This is a genomic window from Solibacillus palustris (assembly GCF_022549215.1).
GTDB lineage: Bacteria > Bacillota > Bacilli > Bacillales_A > Planococcaceae > Solibacillus > Solibacillus daqui.
Genome location: NZ_JAKZFC010000001.1, coordinates 455,077 through 476,622, shown reverse-complemented (window position 1 = coordinate 476,622; position 21,546 = coordinate 455,077). Strand labels below are relative to the sequence as shown.

The window sequence follows — 21,546 nt, the reverse complement described above, 5'->3', positions numbered from 1 at the left end:
TTATTTTCACAAAAATAAATCCATTTTTAGACGAAAGTAGACTTTATTTCAATTACAAAGTTCAATTCAGCACACTTCATTCAAACACTTTGTAATAAAAACCAACTCTAGTTTTATAGTAGAGTGCCGCGAAGCGAAGGGGCTGACTCCTTGGGGATTAAGCGTGCGCGTAAAATCCACTATATGCTTGCCGCCGTAGTGGCAAGCATATAGTTAGTTGGAGCCACGCCCCCAGGAAAGCATGCCCCGTAGCGTAGCAGAACGGATTTTATTAGATAAACGCACTTGATTCCAAATTTTGTATTGAAAAGTACTCATTGTGAGTTTCTATTCATTTCACATACACGATTTCCTTTTTACTCCAATTGATGCATGATATAGCTCACACCCATTTGCAATTGCATATCATTCACTGGGTCTTGTTTAAATTTTTGAAGCTGCATAGTGAGCTCTCGGAAAAATACCTCATCTAAATGCCTACCATCTTGTAAATCATATTTCTTACGGAACTTTTCAACTTCATTTGCCATATCCATATCATAAAAACCATCTGTACGTGCAATATTGTATCCTAATTCACTTAGCACTCGTTGAGTATATGCCACTTCTTCACCATATTCCCCCACTTCAAAACGGCCTTTGAGCACTTTCATTTCCATTTTATATAGCGGGTGCTGCTTCACTTCAAGATCTGGTTCAATCCCTACTTGATGTATCCAACGCTTAGAAGGTGTCAGCCATTTATTTGTTGAGAGCTTGACTTCTCCACCATTTTGTAGTTCCCAAGTTTGTTGTACAGTTCCTTTTCCGAAGCTTGTCACACCAATTAGCGTTGCACGTTTCCAATCTTGCAATGCGCCAGCAAACACTTCACTCGCTGAAGCACTGCCTTCATTTTGTAAAATCGTAATTGGCATTGACTTTAACTGCTTTGCATATGGCTCAAATGCTTCATTTGCTTTTGTTTTCAGCGGCTCTGTTGCTCCATCATGATTTTGCATATAAGCAAAAATAGATTCTTTTTGATCAAACATACTCATCATTTGTGCAACGCTATGTAAATAGCCACCTGGGTTATCGCGCACATCAATGATTAAGCCTTCAATATCCTTAGTGAACAATATGTCCAATGCATTTTTCCATTCTTCAGCCGTTTTTTCAGCAAATAGTGAAACAATCACATACCCAATTTTTACGCCTTCAACATCAAGTAATTGTGTTTGGACAGTTGTATTTTTAAGCTTCTCACGCTTTACTGATAGCTTCAAATGACTATCTAACTCTGGTCGAAACAGTACGAGCTCTAGTTTTTCCCCTTCTTTCCCTTGCATTAGTTTCATCACTTCACTGAATGTCTTTCCTTCTAGCCTAGTTTCATTCACTTGAACAAGCTCATCTAGCGGACGAATTCCTGCTTTTTCTGCCGGTGAAGCTTTCACTGGTGCTACAACAATGAATTTCCCGTTCACTTCTGATAACTCCACCCCGATACCAACCCGTTCACTTGCCAATGTTTGCTTATGAAACGCAGCTTCTTGTTCCGTATAGTACGTACTATATGGATCATTTATTGCATCCGCCATTCCCCGCAGCGCACCTTCGACTAATTTTTCTGACGTAATGTCATACACCGTTTCAGTTGTAATTAGGTCATGTAACTCATTTACCACCGCAAAATCCGCCTGTACCTTTTTTTGGTCCTTTGTTTGCAACTCGTTATAACCATATCCAATGCCGACAATAATGAGCATAGCTACCAACAATAAAAAAATTCGACTTTTTCGCACGAACTTCCCTCCACTCCATAAAAACTTATGAAGCAAAGAATCATTTCATACTACTTAAGTCGAATCAAATTTTTATTGATAGTTAAACTATTTCTGTTTTTTAGGAATACTATTTTCGAAAATTAATTTAACTAACATTGAGTAAATTTACTAACAAGAAATGGATTAAGTGCATTCCACTTATTTTGGCGGGCTACGCCATGACAGCGAATTTTATTAGATAAAGGCACTTGCCTTCAACTTTTAAATTGAAAAATGCTCGTTATAGAATTAATTTAACTGTGTCACATTATCACGCAATGTTTCTAAATCAAGCGGACCAATAATTTGCTTTTGGATGCGTCCTTCTGTATCAATCATAAACGTCGTTGGAATCGTAATAATTTTATATTGTGAGGTAACTGACCCGTCTGGCTCTAACACAATTGGAAAGGTAATGTTGTAGCTTTTTAAAAACTGTTCAACACGTTCAACCTTTTCTCTATCATAGGTTACATTCACGCCAACAATTTCGACATTGTCCTCTTCTTTATATTTTTCGTAATATTCCTGCATATGCGGCATCTCAGCCTTACACGGTGGACACCATGTTGTCCAGAAATTTAAAACAACACGCTTCCCCTTTAAATCTGATAATGTAAGTGGCTTTCCATCCAAATTATACAATGTAAAATCTGGTGCAATGTTTCCTTTTTCTAAGCCAATTGTTTCATCTAACGGGACTTCTTTCCCCATCACTTGCTCACTAATTTTCTTGTCTTCATCTAGCTCTTTTTTTATATAAGTACCAATCATCGTTATAACTAGCACTAAAACGATGAGGATGCCGATATTCTTTTTCATGTTTTACACCCCGTCCTCAGTTTCTAGTAGTACCATATCATAACTTTTAACAAAATATTCAAAAGAAAAAGGCAAAACTCCAAAAATTCGAAGTTTTGCCTTTTGTTTATTCTTATAAAGAAATATAACGTAACGGGTTAACAGCGTTTGATCGTTTTCCGTTCCACTCACCTACGTGAATTTCGAAGTGCACGTGTGGCCCAGTTGAGTTACCTGTGTTCCCCATTTTCGCAATTTGATCCCCTTTTGATACAACATCACCCACACTCGATGTAAAGCCACTTAAGTGTCCATAAACCGATGTAAAAGGTTTTCCATCTAATGAGTGTGTCACCATCACTACTTTACCATAGCCGCTCATTGTACCGACATAGGATACTACCCCATCCGCTGCTGCGACTACTGGTGTGCCGATTGAGTTCGCGATATCAACACCTAAGTGATATTTACTACCGATTGGACCAATATCACGCCCTCCAAAGCCTGAAGTATAGCGGCCAGCAGCTGGTCTTGTCCATGTACCTGCTGACACTGTTGGTAAATTCCCTGACGATGATGCATTATTTTCCTGTTTCTTTTTCGCTGCTGCCTCTAATGCCTTTTTACGTGCAATTTCAGCTTGGCGTCGTTGCTCTGCCATAATTTCGCTTTCTAATTCTTTACTTAGCTCAATGTTTTCTTCAAGATGTGTTTCGATTGATTCTTTTTGTTCATGTAAACGCGCTTCCTCTTTTTCTAGCTCGTCTACTAATTTATTTTTCTCTTTCTTTTGCTCTTCAAGATTTGCTCTTAATTTTTCTAGCTGCGCTTTATTCGCTTCTAAATCTGCCTTTTTTACAAGTAGATCAGCCTTTTGAATTTCTAGCTTTTCTTGGTCTTCTTTTTGCTCACGCATAATTTGGCGGTCGGCATCCATTAATGTACTTACCGCTGAGAAACGGTCGATAAAATCTACGAAGCTATTTGCTCCTAGTAATACGTCAATATAGCTAACTGTACCACCTGTTTGAATCGCACGTGCACGCTCACGTAATAGCGCATCACGTTGATCTATTTTTTCTTGTAGCTCTGCGATACTTTGTTCTAACGCAGCAATTTCTTGATTCGCGATTTCAATATCAAGCTTTACTACCGCAATCTCTTGATTAGTTTGATCGATCTTTGTACCAATTTGCTCCAATTGGGTTATGATTTGCTGTTGTTTATTTTGATTGGATTTTAATTCACTTGCTTTTTGCTGTAACGAATTATTTAATGCTTTTTTCTGAGCCTCAAGCTCGCTACGTTCTTTTTTCAAATCACTTAAACTAGCTGCATAGGCTGCTGGCATTTGAATGAATAATACGCATGCGAATAATACAGCCAGTAGTTTAAATGAACGTGTATTTTGCTTCTTCAAAAATTAAATTCCCCCTAAACGCCTAATTATTTTTTTACGATTGTCTTAGATGCGTTTTTTGAGCTTGTGCAGTATTTGTGATATTCCCTAGTAGAATATCTGCTTTCATGTTGCATGTATCTCACACTTGTAGAAGTAAGGTCTTCTGTACCTGTCGCTTTGCCTCTGGTACAAAAAGAATTTGCTAAAGTAAGTTAAATCTTTAAAAACTTGCGTACCGACATAAAGCTGCCCCATATACCGATGAAAATACCTATTAATAAAATCAGGCCATTCACTTGGAACAGTAATGGCATTGTGTCTAAAATTTGGAATAACTCGCCTTTTAAGCGTGGTGCTAATAATTCATGAATTTTATAGTAAGCAAAGGATACGACAGTAATTGGAATAATCGAGCCGATAATGCCTAGCCACATACCTTCTAATACAAATGGAATGCGCACAAATGAATTTGTCGCCCCTACTAATTTCATAATTTCAATTTCATCTTTACGTGCAATGATCGTAATACGAATTGTATTCGAAATTAAGAACATCGCTGTAAATAATAACCCTAAAATTAAAACAAGCCCAACATTACGAGCAATCGCTAAAACGTTAAATAGCTTTTCAACTTTTCCTTCTCCATATACAACTTCCTGTGTATTGTCGAAGCTATCAATTTGCTTCGCCACTTCTGCTGTTTTTAATGGGTCAACCGCCTTAACATATAACACGTTGTAAAGTGGGTTATTTTGTTCGAATAGGCTTAATTCATCACCAAAATCTTTTATTAATTTATTTAATTCTTCTTCTTTTGAAGAATATGTAACTTCCTCAACATCTGGCATTCCTTGAATCTTATCTATGAGCTGATTTTCTACTATATCTATTTGTGTTTCATCTGAAATGATATCAATCATCACTCGAATTTCAACATCGTTTTCTAAGTCTGATGCTACTTTATTTAAGTTCATCATAATGACTGAAAAAACACCGACTAATAGTAATGTTACCGTTACAGCACTGACTGATGCAATTGTCATCCAGCTATTACGTCCTAATGATTTAAAGCTTTCTCTAAAATGGCGTACGAGCGTTCTAGCTTTCATAGCCATAGTCACCCCCGTACTCATCGCGTACAATCATACCGCCTTCAATTGCAATAACACGCTTACGAATTGTGTTTACGATTTCACGGTTATGTGTTGCCATTACAATCGTCGTACCTTGACGATTAATTTCTTCAAAAATATTCATAATTTCCCATGACGTTTCAGGGTCTAGGTTCCCTGTTGGCTCGTCCGCAATCATTACTTTCGGACGATTCACAATCGAACGGGCAATCGCCACACGTTGCTGCTCTCCACCAGATAATTCGCTTGGGAACATGCGTACTTTATGTTTCAAACCAACAAGTTCTAATACTTCCATTACACGTTTGCGAATTACTTTCGGCTGTTCTTCAATTACTTCCATCGCAAAGGCCACGTTTTCATACACCGTTAGACGTGGCAGCAATTTAAAGTCTTGGAATACAACTCCTAACTGACGTCGTAAAAAAGGAACACGGCTATTTTTCAAAGTACGCAAGTTTATGTTGTCAATCATTACATCACCTGACGTAGGCTTTTCTTCTCGGTACATCAACTTAATAAAGGTCGATTTTCCGGCACCACTTGGGCCTACTACATACACGAACTCACCTGTTTTTATATCAATTGTAATCCCGTTTACTGCGACAACGCCATTAGGATACTTTTTCACTACATTATTCATTTGAATCATTAACGAAACCACCTAAGTTCTATGTCTTTATGAAATAAATTTTCCTATTCATTATAGCACTTTCAAGCTATAAATTTATTACATTTTCTTTTCAATATTAAAATGCTCCTTTTTTTGCTAGTTTCTGACTGAAATTTGCTAGATTAGCAAATCAAATTCCTAATATTTTTTGCATTATATCTGAGATACTTCATACTCCTCGTAATTACTTTGTTATAGTTAGAAATTTTATTAATATAACGAATATTCAGCCTTTTAAACCATTTTAAGCACATTAAAAAGCCCACATACAAGTTTACTTTCTTGTAAGTGGGCTGAACATAGCATTTTATTGTAATGTGTAACGAACTAGCACTGTACCCGTACGTGATTCACCTGTTAACTTCAATAATTTTGCGCCTTCTAGCTCTTTTGTAAAGCGCACGGATTTTAACAGGAATTGCTCCTCTTCCTCATACAGCTTCACATCGTTTAAGCCGACATCTGCTTTCCCTAAGTTTGAGAAAATTTGTCCTTCTAGCGCCACTGTTTTTGGTACATAGATTTCGACCGAACCAGCCAACGCACGCGCTTTTACTTTATGAGCTTCTGCACTTGAAGTAGTTACGACAACATGACCGTTCATCGATTCAGCATCGACTTCTTTTAAATCGCCATCGACATAAATTCGGCCATTTGCAGTTTCAATTTCTAAGTCGGTACCCTTTACAGTACGTGCTTCTACAGCTCCATTGCTCGTTTGCAGCTCGGCATGGTCAAATTGTGTATGGTTTACTCGAATTGCCCCATTATAAGTACGTGCTTTTATTAATTTCGCATCTAAGTTTTCTACTGAAATACCGCCATTCATTAAGCGGGCAATAAATACGTCATAATGTTTTTTTGGAATAGCGATTTGCACTTTCAACTGGGTAAATTTATTTTCTGACTTCATATATATTTTATCATCCGTCTTTGTAACTAATGTTTCGGTAATGTGTGCAATTGTTTCTTCTTCAGTACCTTTAAGTGTTGTTTTACCATTCACCTGAACAGTTATTAATTCATCCGTCGCTTGCACTACATCAATTTTCCCATTGGCTATATCAAGCTCAATACTTCTCACATCCAAAGCTGGATAAGCATAAGTTTTTGAAAACTCTACTTTTTCACCAAAAGGCGTTTCAATATCTAAGTCTTTTAATTTTGATAATGCCGCACCAACTAACCCTGTCATACGCGTGCTTAATTGAGATAAATCCTTTTTTATATCGCCCATGAAGTCATCCATTTTTTTATTGAATTCTTTATCATTAAATGATTTGCCAAAAATATCTTCAAATCCTGTCGTTTTTCGTTGTTCTTTCGCTTCATCAACCGGCTCTGCTTTAAAAACAGGCTCGTTCTCTTTTGACTCAGTTGGAAGCACGACCGGTTGAACTGGTGGCGGAGTTGATTCGTTTTTGCCTGATAACTTTTCTAATAAAACAATGGCCTCTTCAGCTGTAATTGTACCGTTTTCTACTAATTGTAAAATGCGTTTTCGTTGTTCTTGCATAAAAAAATTCCTCCCTCTCATCGTATCTATTTTATTATACGAGGAGGGAGGACAAAAAGTTTCATTGACACTCTTGCAATTTATTTACTTTTCGCCATTTCAATTTTGTCAGCCATACGTTCACGATCGCGCTCTAAAATTGGCTTTAAATAATAACCTGTATAGCTTTCTTTTACTTCCGCAATCTGTTCAGGCGTGCCAGTCGCTAAAATTGTACCGCCGCCATCGCCACCTTCTGGACCTAAATCGATAATATGATCGACCGTTTTAATCACGTCTAAATTATGTTCAATAACCAGCACCGTTTCACCGTTTTCTACTAAACGATGTAACACCTTTAATAGGCGCGCAATATCATCGACATGAAGACCTGTTGTTGGTTCATCTAAAATGTAGAATGACTTTCCGTTTGAACGTCGATGCAATTCAGATGCTAATTTTACACGCTGTGCCTCACCACCAGAAAATGTTGTTGCTGGTTGACCAAGCTTCACATAGCCAAGCCCTACATCAACAATTGTTTGCAGTTTACGCTGTATTTTTGGTAAGTTACCGAAAAACTCTAGAGCATCTTCCACTGTCATTTCTAAAATGTCAGCAATATTTTTCTCTTTGTATTTCACTTCTAACGTCTCACGGTTGTAGCGTTTACCGTGACAGACTTCACAAGGTACATACACATCTGGCAAGAAGTGCATTTCTATTTTAATAATACCATCGCCGCGACAAGCTTCACAGCGGCCACCCTTCACATTAAACGAAAAACGACCTTTTTTATAGCCGCGCACCTTTGCCTCATTCGTCATCGCAAATACATCGCGTACATCATCAAATACACCAATATACGTTGCAGGATTTGAACGCGGCGTGCGACCAATTGGTGATTGGTCTACATCAATTACTTTTTCAAGCTGCTCTAGCCCTTCAATTGATTTGTGTGCACCAGGCTTTACTTTGGCACGATTTAATTTCGATGCAAGTGCCTTATATAAAATTTCATTTACTAAAGTAGATTTCCCCGAACCTGATACTCCTGTTACCGCAATAAATTGCCCAAGTGGAATTTCTACATTAACATTTTTTAAGTTATTTTCCGAAGCCCCTTTAATCGTAATTTTACGACCATCTGATTCTCGGCGCTCCTGAGGTAGTGGAATGAACTTTCTCCCACTTAAATATTGCCCTGTAATGGAGTCTTTATTTTTCATCACTTGCTTTGGCGTACCCTGCGCAATAATTTGCCCACCATGGACACCAGCACCAGGCCCAATATCAATTAAATGGTCTGCTGCCATCATTGTATCTTCATCATGCTCTACGATAATTAGCGTATTTCCTAAATCACGCATACTTTCAAGTGTGGCAATCAATCGGTCATTATCACGCTGATGCAGACCAATCGACGGTTCATCTAAAATATAAAGAACACCTGTTAAACGCGAGCCAATTTGCGTTGCCAAACGAATTCGCTGCGCTTCCCCACCTGACAATGTACCTGCAGAACGCGCCAACGTTAAATAGTTCAAACCAACATCAAGTAAAAATCTCAAACGCTCAATTACTTCTCTAATAATTAAATTGGCAATTTGCTTTTCTTTTTCTGATAATTCCACTGAACTAAAGAAATCATACATTTCTATGATTGAACGACGCGTTGCCTCTGAAATGTTTTGCCCTTTAATTTTCACAGCCAATGTTTCCGGTTTTAGACGATGCCCTTTACAAGACCTGCATGGCTGCTCCGTCATAAACTTTTGCATCGAATCACGTACATAGTCAGACGAAGAATCCTTGAAGCGGCGCTCGATATTTGGAATTACCCCCTCGAATTCGATGTCCTTCTTATGCATACTGCCGTAATCATTTGTATATTCAAAATGGACTTTTTCCTTGCCTGAGCCGTATAAAATTTTATCCATTTTCTCCTTTGGAATATCCTTTACTGGCACGTCCATTGGGATATCGTAATGACGACATACCGATGCTAGTAGCTGCGGATAATACATTGATGATACAGATTCCCACGGAGCAATCGCATTGTCAAGAAGTGATAAATTCCAATCGGGCACAACTAATTCAATATCCGCTTTTACCGTGCTCCCTAATCCATCACATGACGGACATGCACCAAACGGACTATTAAATGAGAACATACGTGGCTCAAGCTCGCCAATTGAGAAGCCACAGTGCGGGCAAGCATGGTGCTCACTAAAAAGTAACTCCTCATGCTCCATAACATCCACTAACACACGACCTTCTGCGATTTTTAGGGCAGCTTCAATAGAATCGCTTAAACGAGATTCAATGCCCTCTTTCATCACAACACGGTCAATAACGACTTCAATTGTATGCTTTTTATTTTTATCAAGCTCGATATGATCGTCTAAATCACGTAGCTCACCATTTAATCGAATACGCACATAGCCTTGCTTTTTCAAGTCTTCTAATAACTTGACATGAGTTCCCTTTTTTCCTTCAATGACTGGCGCTAACAATTGAATTTTTGTGCGCTCTGGATATTCCAATAAACGATCCACCATTTGCTCGACCGTTTGCGACGTAATTTCAATGCCGTGCGTTGGACAATACGCCTTACCAATACGCGCAAATAATAAACGTAAGTAATCGTAAATTTCTGTAACTGTACCAACAGTTGAACGCGGGTTACGGCTTGTTGTTTTTTGGTCAATCGAAATTGCTGGTGACAGCCCTTCAATCGTATCAACATCGGGTTTATCCATTTGCCCTAAAAATTGGCGTGCATACGCAGAAAGTGACTCGACATAACGACGCTGCCCTTCTGCATAAATCGTATCAAATGCTAATGAAGATTTCCCCGAACCTGAAAGACCTGTCACAACAACGATTTTATCTCGCGGAATTGTGACATCAATATTTTTTAAGTTATGTGCGCGTGCGCCTTGTACAACGATTTCTGTATTTTTCACGTAAGTCACCCTTCTGCCTTCAATTCAAAAATCATATCTCGTAATTCTGCTGCACGTTCAAAGTCTAATGCTTTTGCAGCTTCTTTCATTTCTACTTGCAATGTTTCAACTAGCTTTTGCAGCTCTTTTTTCGTTAGCTTTTTGCCACCTGTTACTTTTGTAATATACTTTTCTTCCTGCTCAGCAGCTTGTGTTGCACGAATGATGTCTGGTATTTTTTTGATAATTGTCTGTGGTACAATTCCATGCTGTTCATTGTACGCCATTTGAATTTCACGACGACGTTTCGTTTCGGAAATCGCCTTCGTCATTGAATCTGTCATATTATTGGCATACATAATAACATGACCGTTCGCATTACGCGCAGCACGTCCAATGGTTTGAATAAGTGAACGCTCCGAACGTAAGAACCCTTCCTTATCAGCATCTAAAATTGCGACAAGGGACACTTCCGGAATGTCTAACCCTTCTCGAAGTAAGTTAATACCAACCAACACATCATGTATTCCTTTACGCAGCTCACGAATAATCTCAATACGCTCTAGTGTTTTAATCTCTGAGTGTAAATATTCAACCTTTAAGCCCATTTCCTTCAAGTAATTTGTTAAATCCTCAGACATTTTTTTCGTTAATGTTGTAATTAATACACGCTCATTACGACGAATCCTTTCATGAATTTCATCGATTAGATCGTCAATTTGCCCTTCAATCGGACGCACATCAATATTTGGATCAAGTAAGCCGGTCGGACGAATAATTTGCTGTACCATTTCTGGTGTATGCTCTAATTCAAAAGGTCCTGGTGTTGCCGAAACATAAATCGCCTGACCGACCTTCGACTGAAATTCATCAAACATTAATGGACGGTTATCTAGCGCGGATGGCAGACGGAAACCATGCTCTACTAATACATTTTTTCGCGCCTGGTCACCATTATACATACCGCGCACTTGAGGCAATGTTACGTGACTTTCATCGACAACAAGCAAGAAATCCTCTGGGAAATAATCAAGCAATGTATACGGTGTTGCTCCCGCTTCCCGTAATGTTAAATGACGTGAATAGTTTTCGATTCCTGAGCAAAAACCCATTTCCTTCATCATTTCTAAATCGTAATTTGTACGTTGCTCTAAGCGCTGCGCCTCTAGTAAACGATCCTCCGAGCGCAACAGATCAAGTCGCACTTGTAACTCTTTTTCAATATTTTCAATTGCGATTTTCATCTTTTCTTCACGCGTTACGAAGTGGGATGCAGGGAAAATGGCCACATGCTGACGCTCGCCTAGAATTTCACCTGTTAGTGCATCTACTTCACGAATACGGTCTACTTCATCTCCGAAAAATTCAACTCGAATGCAGTGTTCATCCTTAGACGCTGGGAATATTTCAACAACGTCTCCTCGCACACGAAATGTTCCGCGCGTAAATTTGATATCGTTGCGTTCATATTGAATATCTACTAATTTTCGCAGTAATTGATTGCGTTCAATTTCCATTCCTGTTCGAATTGATACAACCATCTCACGGTATTCTTCAGGATTCCCTAAGCCATAAATACACGATACCGAAGCAATAATAATAACATCCTTACGCTCAAATAATGCTGACGTAGCCGAGTGACGAAGCTTATCAATTTCATCATTAATACTCGAATCCTTTTCGATATACGTATCGGTTTGTGGTACATATGCTTCCGGTTGGAAATAATCATAATAACTCACAAAATATTCAACTGCATTGTCTGGAAAAAAATCTTTAAATTCACTATATAATTGACCTGCCAGTGTTTTATTATGCGCCATTACTAGCGTTGGTTTGTTGACTTCCTTAATTACGTTTGAAATCGTAAACGTTTTCCCTGTCCCTGTAGCACCAAGTAACGTTTGATGACGTTTGCCTTCGTTTATGCCATGTACAAGTTCTTTGATCGCTTCGGGCTGATCTCCAGCAGGCTTGTACGCTGATTGAATTGTAAAAGTTTCTGTCATAGTTGCTGTCCTTTCTGTCGTTTTGTTCATAACTACATTTTACCATACGCATTTTCAATTGACGATTATTTTACGAACATATATTCGAAATTTTCCCCAAGAATATAGTGCATGCCTTCTAATATTCTCGCCGAATATCTCTAAGAGTAGACTAATTTTCCACACACAAAAAGCTACCTAACTATTTAGGTAGCTTTCTCTGTTTAAGAAATCGGTGCTTCCATTAGCATTTTTAGTTCGGAAGCATAGGTATAAAAATCTCGCTGGTTCTTCTGATCTAATGAATTATCGATTAGCGTTTTTAATTGTTCGATACGATATATACGTTGTATTCGACTAATAAATAAATCTAAATAAATTTCACCTAACAACTTTTCTGCTTGATTTTCTGTTGGCTGATGGCCTACTGCTTTTAAAAAGTCTGTATATGAATAATATTTATCCATCGATATCACCTCGATCTCTTTTTTCCATTATAAGATAAACCATATTTAATTTGCAATATATTCTGAATAATTATCTTCTTACAGAATTTTCTAAAAATTGTGTTGATTTTTGACTTTTTATGCATTAATTTAGATATATAGTGAAAATTTAAGTATTTTTTCATAAGAAAGGAGTCTACAATGAATCGAAATAGCGAACAAATATCTAAGTACTATATTACTAATTCGACCTATTGCTTAATTTCACAACCAAATTCCGACAAAGTTTTCACAGTAATATTAGACAAGCACGGAAAAACTACAATGTCATTCCCACCTTTGAGAGTAATTCGACATACTTGTACGTTAAACGGCTCAACATTTGAAGCAACTACACAGCAAGCGAGAGAATTTTTGGGGCATAATCGACATAAAGTACCGATTATGGTTGCCTATAACTTTGGGGATCCTTGTGTTGTATTCCCTTTGTTTTCTCCTCATTCAAAACAAAATATTTGGGTGACGGTCAATGCCATTATTAATATTGAAGAAATGAACGAATCAACATTGGTGACATTTGTCGATGGTACAGAGCAAATTTTCCCTGTGCACTTAAAATCATTTAATCAGCAATACGTAAGAGCTGTTCTTTACTATAAAAACCTTATATTACAACGCAAAGCTTTAATATGACCTTAAGACTTTCCAATATATTCAGCAAGAAGTAACTCACTTTGATTACGAAGGCGAATATTCGAATATCTTCTACACTCCATGACCCCACCAAAATAAAATTGATACTCGGTAAACAAATCATCCGTTTTTCCTCTAACTAAGCGCATCTGATGAAGTGTAAAATAGTCCTTCGTTTCTTTTAAATCTTGCTCAATTTTTATTCGTGTAGCATCAATTAATTGTAAATATGGCGTTTTAAACTTGAACGGACTTTGCTCAATAATTCGTTGATCTTTTTCAAGAATGATTAACAATAACGGCAAATAAATGCCTGATTCATAATACGGAATCGTTCCAGAAGGGATTTGTAGCATAAAATGCCTCCTTATTTTAAGAACGTTTGTTCGTATTTATTATCACATATCCTCATCTATTTGACAAGTCCCAACTACATCTAATTAAATTTTCACTATAAAGAAGGGAATGCCCCTGAATCGCTTCTAGGACATTCCCAATCATAAATCAGTATGAAATTTTTGAACGTAAATACGCTGTTATGAATAAATCTAAATCGCCATCCATTACCGCACCAACATTGCCTGTTTCTGCGCTTGTGCGGTGATCTTTAACCATTGAATATGGGTGGAATACATACGAACGAATTTGTGAACCCCAGCCAATTTCTTTTTGCTCACCACGGATTTCATCTAATTGTGCTTGTTGCTTTTCAATTTCTAATTGATACAGTTTCGATTTCAACATCTTCATCGCAGCTTCACGGTTTTTAATTTGTGAACGCTCTGCCTGACATTGTACAACAACCCCTGTAGGCGCATGCGTAATTCGAACAGCAGAGTCCGTCGTGTTAATGTGCTGACCACCCGCACCTGTTGCACGATACGTATCAATTTTTAAATCTTCTGCACGAACCTCGATTTCAATTTCATCATTAAATTCTGGCATCACATCACATGAAACGAATGATGTATGGCGACGACCTGATGAATCAAACGGCGAAATACGTACTAAACGGTGAACACCTTTTTCTGCCTTTAAATAACCGTAAGCATTATGACCAGAGATTTTTAAAGTAACCGATTTGATCCCTGCTTCATCGCCCGGTAAATAGTCCAATGTTTCGACTTTAAAGCCACGCTTATCTGCCCAACGTTGGTACATTCGCAAAAGCATCGAACCCCAGTCTTGAGACTCAGTACCACCTGCACCTGGATGAAGCTCTAAAATGGCATTGTTTTTATCATATGGCTCAGATAATAACATTTGTAATTCGAACGCTTCAACTTTTTCTCGGTACTCTGCTAGCTCATTTCCAAGCTCTTCTTGTAATTCTTCGTCCGGCTCTTCGCGTAACAATTCTAATGTCATTTCTAGATTTTCTTGTGTTGAGATTAAATCGTTGTATTCGTTAACGACCGATTTAATGCCATTTGATTCGTTAATAATTGTCTGAGCGCCTTGCTGGTCGTTCCAAAAATTTGGCTCTAACATTAACTCATCTAATTCTTGGATACGTGCCTCTTTGTTTTCTAAGTCAAAGAGACCCCCTGAAGTCCGCTAGTTTTGTAGCTGTATTTTCGAGCGCATTCCGCACGTCTGCTAATTCCATCATTTATTTTCCTCCGTTGTATAGTGTTTTAGAGTGTGGCTTTTTTTAGCCGTTAGCCTACGCTACAGGGAGTACCCTTTCCCCGGGCGTGGCCTGAGCCTGTAGTCTCAGGCGCCACGCTTTTCCCGGTGGAGTCTGCCTCCCTTTCACTACGTCTAACTACTATTTTAAAAAAATCACACATCTTTAAACTACGATTAAATTTTATTACAACCTAAAAAACAAACTAGGTCATTGAGTTTGGTTTCAATGACCTTGTTTTCTTTACTTACTTTATTGTCCTACGCCGTGGCATGATTTGTATTTTTTGCCGCTACCGCATGGGCATGGGTCGTTGCGTCCGATGTTTTCGGCTTTACGTGTTGGTAATTTTTTTGGCTTTGCAGCACCCTCTTCTTTTGGGTTCACTGCTTGACCTTTTGCTACCTCTTCACGTTGTAAGTTGCTACGAATTTCTGCTTTTAACGCATATTTCGCCACGTCTTCACGCACTGCTGCTACCATATCCTCGAACATTGCGAAGCCTTCTTGTTGGTATTCACGTAAAGGATCGTTTTGACCGTATGCTCGCAGATGAATCCCTTGACGTAATTGATCCATCGCGTCGATATGGTCAATCCATTTCGTATCAATTGAACGAAGTAAAATAACTTTTTCGAACTCACGCATACGCTCAGCTGTCATTGCTTCTTCTTTTTCATTGTAGCGCGCTGTTACTTTTTCAGAAATAAACGCCATCATCTCTTCAGGTGATTTTGTTTCTAAATCTGCTTTTGTCAGATCGCCTTCATCTAAAAGGTTGGCTGCGATGTAATCTTCTAGTGCATCAAGTGTCCAAGTATCCTTTTCACCTTGCGTATGAACAGCTACTGCATTTTCAATGGCTTGTGCAATCATCGACTCTACTAACTCACGCATATTTTCAGAATCCAGTACATCTTCACGCTCTTTGTAGATTACTTCACGTTGCTGACGTAATACATCATCATATTGTAATAATCGTTTACGCGCATCAAAGTTATTACCTTCTACACGTTTTTGCGCAGATTCTACCGCCTTTGAAACCATGCCTGATTGAATTGGTTGAGAATCATCCATACCAAGTCGTGTCATCATTGATTTCATTTTGTCCGAACCGAAACGACGCATCAATTCATCTTCTAAAGAAAGATAGAATTGCGTTACCCCTGGGTTCCCTTGACGACCAGAACGACCGCGTAGCTGATTATCGATACGACGTGACTCGTGACGCTCTGTACCAATTACTGCTAAACCACCAACTTCAAGTACGCCTTCACCCGGTTTAATATCCGTACCACGACCGGCCATGTTAGTTGCGATTGTTACCGCACCTTTTTGACCCGCGTTTAAAATAATTTCCGCTTCTTTTTCGTGGTTTTTCGCGTTTAATACGTTATGTGGAATTTTAAATTTCGTTAAGTATTTTGAAATAATCTCAGACGTTTCAATCGCAACAGTACCAACTAAAACTGGTTGGCCAGCTCGGTGACGCTCAGCAATGTCTTCAGCAACTGCTCTGAATTTACCATCCATTGTTGCATAAATTAAATCCGCACGGTCATCACGCGCGATAGGCTTGTTCGTTGGAATTGCGACAACTTGCATATTGTAAATATTACGGAATTCCTCTTCTTCTGTTTTCGCTGTACCTGTCATACCAGACAGTTTTTCGTACATACGGAAGTAGTTTTGGAATGTAACGGTTGCCATTGTCATTGACTCGTTTTGAATATCTAAGCTTTCTTTCGCTTCAATTGCTTGGTGTAAGCCGTCTGAATAACGACGCCCTTTCATTAAGCGACCTGTGAAGCCGTCAACGATAACGATTTCGCCGTCCTGCACAACATAATCAACATCTAAATGCATTGATGCATGTGCTTTTAAGCTTTGGTTAATCGCATGGTTTAAACGAACATGTGCTAAATCGAATAAGTTATCAATACCAAACGAACGCTCGGCTTTTTCGATACCTGCTTCTGTTAACGTTACACCTTTTGTCGATTCCTCGTAGTTGTAGTCTTCATCTTGCTTTAGCATACGCACAAAGGCATTTGATTGTACATAAAGCTGTGCTGTTTTACCAGCTTGTCCAGAAATAATTAACGGTGTACGTGCTTCGTCGATTAAAATCGAGTCTACCTCATCGATTACCGCATAGTGTAATTTACGTTGTACACGGTCTTCTTTATATAGCACCATGTTGTCACGTAAATAGTCGAACCCTAGCTCGTTATTCGTTGAATACGTAATATCCGCAGCATAGGCTTCTCGTTTTTCTTCTTTTGATAAGCTGTTTAAGTTTAAGCCGACTGTTAAGCCTAACCATTCATACAGCTCACCCATTTCACGCGCGTCACGGCTTGCTAAATATTCGTTGACTGTTACAACATGTACACCCTTCCCAGTAATGGCGTTTAAGTAAACAGACATTGTCGCTGTTAACGTTTTACCTTCACCGGTTTTCATCTCTGCGATGTTACCTTCGTTTAACGCTGCAGCACCCATAATTTGTACGCGGAATGGGAACATCCCTAATACACGGCGAGATGCTTCACGAATCGTTGCGAAGGTTTCTGGTAATAATTGCTCTACTGTTTCACCGTTTTGGAAACGACTTTTATATTCTTCTGTTTTTGCTTTTAATGCTTCGTCAGATAGGCTTTCAAACTGTCCTGCTAATGCCTCCACCTTATCTGCCGTCTTTTCTAAACGCTTTACTTCTTTTTTATTGAAATCAAATAATTTATTTAATAAATTTGCCATCGAATTGGTCACTTCCCAATAAATAGTCTCAAACTGCATTTTACCATTAGTTATAGGTAAGGCGCAAATCAGCACCATATCTCTGTATAGTTAGGATGTTCATTCTGTGTAAAAAGAATAGCGACAGTCACCATTTAAAAAACGAACTCCCCATTACAGGCAGTTCGTTTGGAATGTTAGTTTGTTTCAATTAAGCCGTATTTGCCGTCTTTTCGTTTGTAAACGATGCTTGTGCCGTCTGACTCTGCGTCTGTGTAGATGTAGAAGTCGTGACCTAGCATGTTCATTTGTAAAATTGCTTCTTCTTGATCCATTGGCTTTAAGTCGAATTGTTTTGTACGAACAATTGTGTACTCTTCTTCAGACGACTCTGTTGTTGCTCCTGCTTGCGTTACCGCTGCAAAATATAGCCCAGCGCCTTCACGATCACGGAATTTGCGATTTACTTTTGTTTTATGTTTACGAATTTGGCGCTCTAATTTATCAACGATTAAGTCAACTGCTGCATACATGTCATTGTGACGTTCCTCAGCACGAAGCGTTAAATTCTTCATCGGAATTGTTACTTCTACCTTAGTTTGTTTGTCGTTGTACACCTTTAAATTAACATTAGCGTTCGCGTTTAGGTCGTCATTAAAATAACGTTCTACCTTTTCAATTTTTGATTCAACATAATCGCGAATCGCTGGAGTTACCTCAATGTTCTCACCACGAATGTTAAAGTTTAGCATGTGAACTCCTCCTTCATTACGGCTATAATTACTAATTCTACACAGTTGGTAAAATCCCTTCTAGATTTTAAAAATGTTTTTCAAATTTCGACATTTCGTTACATCTTGATGGAAGGTTTAATCTTTACCGATGACCTACTTCTTTTTTACGGCGAAGTTTTAATTCGCTTATTATTAATTCTTCAACTTGGGGTTGTCCTACAAAAATTAACCCATATTGAATTTTGCTACCGAAATCTTTTTTCCATACGATTTCTCCAATGGCTTTAATTAAAATTTCGTCTAAAATAAATTGAACTTCAAGCTGCAACAGCTCACTACTATTTTCACCAATATCATGAAAAGAAAACATTTTCATTCCATGTGGGCTAATATCTAATATTTCACAGCTATATTTTGTCAATTTTTGGTCTTCTGGTTTACCGTCAACTAAGATGATATATTTTGCTGGAATTGGCTCTCCAAAACTAAAACGAAATCCCTCTGTCCGTTTAAAAGTCATTTTAATCCTCCTAGCGATTACATTAATTCTTTACATACCCACATTATACCTTTAACATTACATAAATTGTATAATATTCACCTTTTTAATTTAAGTAGCATTCCTCAGAAATCTGTTTCAAAAGTTGAAAATAAAATGAGTATCTCATTTTGCGAGATACTCATTTTATTAAGCCCACTGCTGTAATGCAGACTTTAATTGTTCAATTTTTTGTTCACTTTCTAACAAGCTCTCTGTTTTCACCCCAATATAAAATTTACACTTCGGCTCTGTTCCTGAAGGTCGTACGCAAATCCACGAATCATCCTCTAATATAAATTTTATTACATCGGCTTGAGGTAGACCGTTAATCGACTCCGTTAAATAATCCTCCATTTTCCTAACGGCTATATCCGCAAATCGTTTTGGTGGTTGTTTACGAAATGCCTCCATAATTGAAGTAATTTTTTGCTGTCCTTCCATTCCTTCAAATGTCAGTGAGATTAATGCTTCTTGATAAAACCCGTGCTCCTCATATAGCGCCGTTAGCACGTCCACTAGTGTTTTGCCAGTTGCAGCATAATACGCAGCCATTTCCGCAGTTAGTAACGCAATTTGCACTGCATCTTTATCGCGTACAACATCGCTCACTAAATAGCCATAGCTTTCTTCGTAGCCAAAAATAAATTTGTGCTCTTTTGTTAGCTCCCATTCTGCTATTTTTTCCGCGATATATTTAAAACCCGTTAACGTGTTCACAGTTGCCACACCGTATTTCTGTGCCACAGCCGCACCAAGTTCCGAAGTCACGATTGTTTTAATCATCGCCGCATTTGGCTCAGCTGGCTGAGCTGACAAAATATAATCGAGAAGTAGCGCGCCTAATTGATTACCCGTTAATAGCTTATAAGCACCGTCAACGAGCACTGCCACACCTAGACGATCGGCATCAGGATCTGTTGCTAGCAATAATTGTGCGCTTACTTCCTTACCAAGCTTCATTGCTAGTTTAAACGCCTCGGCTTCCTCTGGATTTGGATAAATAACGGTTGGAAAATCCCCATCTTGAACTGCCTGTTGTTGTAACAGATGCACATTCGTAAAACCAAAATTTTGTAATCCTCGAATCGTCGGCTCAAGCCCTGCCCCATGTATAGGTGTATAGACAATTCCCATATCTTTTTTACCATTTTTGTTAAGTTGAATCTTTGAAAGCGCCTGTAAATACGCATCATCCAATTTTTCTAGTATTTCTACACACAAATCTGAGCTTTGTAGTTGAGACCTTGACAAATTCGGAATATCAAAAATCGAATCTACCGCTTGCATATGCGCGACAATGTCATTTGCAAATTGTGGTGTAAGCTGTGCGCCGTCCTCGCCATACACTTTAAAACCGTTATATTGTTTCGGATTATGACTGGCTGTAATAACAACACCTGCATAAGCAGCCAAGTATCGTACGGCAAAGCTTAATTCCGGAGTCGGCCTACTTTCTTTGAATACATAGCTTTGAATACCATGCGCGGCCAAAACGCCAGCTGTTTCGTATCCAAAGTCTTGTGAAAAATGGCGTGTATCGTAAGCAATGACCACTCCGCGCATTTTCGCTACTTCACCCTGTTGTTCAATTTGGCGAGCCAATCCTTCTGCCACAAGACGAATTGTATGTGTGTTCATACGATTTGTGCCTGGGCCTAGTTTGCCACGTAGACCGCCCGTGCCGAATTGTAGCTGTTGGTGGAAGCTGTCTTGGATTTCTTGAACGTTAGTAGAGATTGCTTCTAAATCTTCTGTATAAAGGGATTGTTTTACCCATTGTTCGTAAAGTAATTGTTCGTTCATCTATATGCTCCTCAAATTGAATTGTTCATATATATGCAAAAGCCCTTAGTAAAAGAATAACATCTTTTGCTAAAGGCAATGTCTTTATTTCTCTAAATAAGTTTCATGCATCTCGGCGCAGTGTATTGTAGTTCTCTCTTTTTGTACAAGAGCTTCATAAGAAAAATGTTGCTGGCAATAAACTTTACTTTGCATACTCTGCGCTTCCTGAAAACGATTAGCAAATTTTGAACATGTAGTAGGAACTATAAATTCAAAACCTTCAATCCCATACACAATCGTATCCTTTGCCGAATCTGCAGCATAGTTAATAATATGATGTAATAATAAATAAGCACATGTATCATTGCGCATCGATTCAGTTGGCAACCACACATGGATTGTTGGATATAGTTGCAATAAAATTGGATGCATCGATGTTGAACCAATCAAATAATATGCAGCATCCTTTGCCCCTCTTAAGCTTGATCCGATTTTACGTAATTGCTTATCGAGTAATTGCTTTGGCGTTAATTTAGATTTTACAATGCCCGTACGTTTTACAATTAATGTGTAAATACTTCCGAAGTCGTCATATCGCGGAATTAATGCAATAGCTCCTTCAATATTTTCATCTTTAAACATAAATTTTAGCCCCCTTCTAGAAATTTACAATAAAAAGGAGTATACTAAAACTAGTCGGTATACTCCGACGTCCAAAACCTTAAGT

Annotated in this window: 17 protein-coding genes; 1 reads left to right on the top strand and 16 read right to left on the bottom strand. The window is 38.4% G+C overall.

Going from position 1 to position 21,546, the window contains the following annotated elements; genetic code table 11:
* Positions 1 to 356: 356 nt before the first annotated feature.
* From LZ480_RS02150 to LZ480_RS02110, 9 genes are all read right to left on the bottom strand, one after another.
* The gene (locus LZ480_RS02150; protein WP_241367699.1) at positions 357 to 1,787 is read right to left on the bottom strand and encodes a S41 family peptidase; all 1,431 of its coding nucleotides are present in this window, start codon (positions 1,785 to 1,787) and stop codon (positions 357 to 359) included.
* A 270-nt stretch (positions 1,788 to 2,057) separates the two neighbouring features.
* Positions 2,058 to 2,630, bottom strand: coding sequence for a peroxiredoxin family protein (locus tag LZ480_RS02145; protein WP_241367698.1), 573 nt, complete (start codon positions 2,628 to 2,630; stop codon positions 2,058 to 2,060).
* A gap of 112 nt (positions 2,631 to 2,742) precedes the next feature.
* On the bottom strand, positions 2,743 to 4,029 hold the full coding sequence (locus LZ480_RS02140; protein ID WP_241367697.1) for a murein hydrolase activator EnvC family protein: 1,287 nt from the start codon (positions 4,027 to 4,029) through the stop codon (positions 2,743 to 2,745).
* 194 nt (positions 4,030 to 4,223) lie between these two features.
* Entirely contained in the window at positions 4,224 to 5,120 is an 897-nt protein-coding gene (gene ftsX / locus LZ480_RS02135) for a permease-like cell division protein FtsX (RefSeq protein ID WP_241368644.1), read from the bottom strand.
* Positions 5,110 to 5,796, bottom strand: a complete 687-nt coding sequence (gene ftsE / locus LZ480_RS02130; protein ID WP_241367696.1) for a cell division ATP-binding protein FtsE — start codon at positions 5,794 to 5,796, stop codon at positions 5,110 to 5,112. Before ftsE ends, ftsX begins: the two co-directional genes overlap by 11 nt.
* A gap of 328 nt (positions 5,797 to 6,124) precedes the next feature.
* Positions 6,125 to 7,333, bottom strand: coding sequence for a DUF4097 family beta strand repeat-containing protein (locus LZ480_RS02125; protein WP_241367694.1), 1,209 nt, complete (start codon positions 7,331 to 7,333; stop codon positions 6,125 to 6,127).
* 80 nt (positions 7,334 to 7,413) lie between these two features.
* Positions 7,414 to 10,281 (bottom strand): excinuclease ABC subunit UvrA, encoded by a 2,868-nt coding sequence (uvrA, locus tag LZ480_RS02120; RefSeq protein ID WP_241367693.1) that lies wholly within the window; start codon positions 10,279 to 10,281, stop codon positions 7,414 to 7,416.
* Between the two features lie 5 nt (positions 10,282 to 10,286).
* The gene (gene uvrB, locus LZ480_RS02115) at positions 10,287 to 12,269 is read right to left on the bottom strand and encodes an excinuclease ABC subunit UvrB (protein ID WP_241367692.1); all 1,983 of its coding nucleotides are present in this window, start codon (positions 12,267 to 12,269) and stop codon (positions 10,287 to 10,289) included.
* A 203-nt stretch (positions 12,270 to 12,472) separates the two neighbouring features.
* On the bottom strand, positions 12,473 to 12,715 hold the full coding sequence (locus tag LZ480_RS02110; protein WP_241367691.1) for an IDEAL domain-containing protein: 243 nt from the start codon (positions 12,713 to 12,715) through the stop codon (positions 12,473 to 12,475).
* Positions 12,716 to 12,895: 180 nt separating this feature from the next.
* Between LZ480_RS02110 and LZ480_RS02105 the strand changes: the two genes are divergently transcribed.
* Positions 12,896 to 13,387: a competence protein ComK gene (locus LZ480_RS02105; protein ID WP_241367690.1), complete on the top strand. Its 492-nt coding sequence runs from the start codon at positions 12,896 to 12,898 to the stop codon at positions 13,385 to 13,387.
* 2 nt (positions 13,388 to 13,389) lie between these two features.
* On the opposite strand, the gene LZ480_RS02100 is transcribed toward LZ480_RS02105, so the two are convergent.
* The 7 genes from LZ480_RS02100 to LZ480_RS02070 all read right to left on the bottom strand — a co-directional run bounded on the left by LZ480_RS02100 (position 13,390) and on the right by LZ480_RS02070 (position 21,461).
* Positions 13,390 to 13,743 carry a hypothetical protein gene (locus LZ480_RS02100; RefSeq protein ID WP_241367689.1) on the bottom strand — a complete coding sequence of 118 codons (354 nt, stop codon included), beginning with the start codon at positions 13,741 to 13,743 and terminating at the stop codon, positions 13,390 to 13,392.
* Between the two features lie 148 nt (positions 13,744 to 13,891).
* A protein-coding gene (gene prfB, locus LZ480_RS02095; RefSeq protein ID WP_241368643.1) for a peptide chain release factor 2 occupies positions 13,892 to 14,996 on the bottom strand; the annotation gives its coding sequence in 2 pieces (ribosomal slippage) (positions 13,892 to 14,923 and positions 14,925 to 14,996; 1,104 coding nt in all).
* 273 nt (positions 14,997 to 15,269) lie between these two features.
* Entirely contained in the window at positions 15,270 to 17,780 is a 2,511-nt protein-coding gene (secA, locus tag LZ480_RS02090; protein ID WP_241367687.1) for a preprotein translocase subunit SecA, read from the bottom strand.
* 176 nt (positions 17,781 to 17,956) lie between these two features.
* The gene (hpf, locus tag LZ480_RS02085; RefSeq protein ID WP_241367686.1) at positions 17,957 to 18,511 is read right to left on the bottom strand and encodes a ribosome hibernation-promoting factor, HPF/YfiA family; all 555 of its coding nucleotides are present in this window, start codon (positions 18,509 to 18,511) and stop codon (positions 17,957 to 17,959) included.
* A 124-nt stretch (positions 18,512 to 18,635) separates the two neighbouring features.
* Positions 18,636 to 19,013, bottom strand: a complete 378-nt coding sequence (locus tag LZ480_RS02080; protein ID WP_241367685.1) for a PilZ domain-containing protein — start codon at positions 19,011 to 19,013, stop codon at positions 18,636 to 18,638.
* 168 nt (positions 19,014 to 19,181) lie between these two features.
* A complete protein-coding gene (locus LZ480_RS02075) occupies positions 19,182 to 20,837 on the bottom strand; it encodes a phospho-sugar mutase (RefSeq protein ID WP_241367683.1) in 1,656 nt (551 codons plus the stop codon).
* Positions 20,838 to 20,921: 84 nt separating this feature from the next.
* A complete protein-coding gene (locus LZ480_RS02070) occupies positions 20,922 to 21,461 on the bottom strand; it encodes a competence protein ComK (RefSeq protein ID WP_241367682.1) in 540 nt (179 codons plus the stop codon).
* Between the last annotated feature and the right edge of the window lie 85 nt (positions 21,462 to 21,546).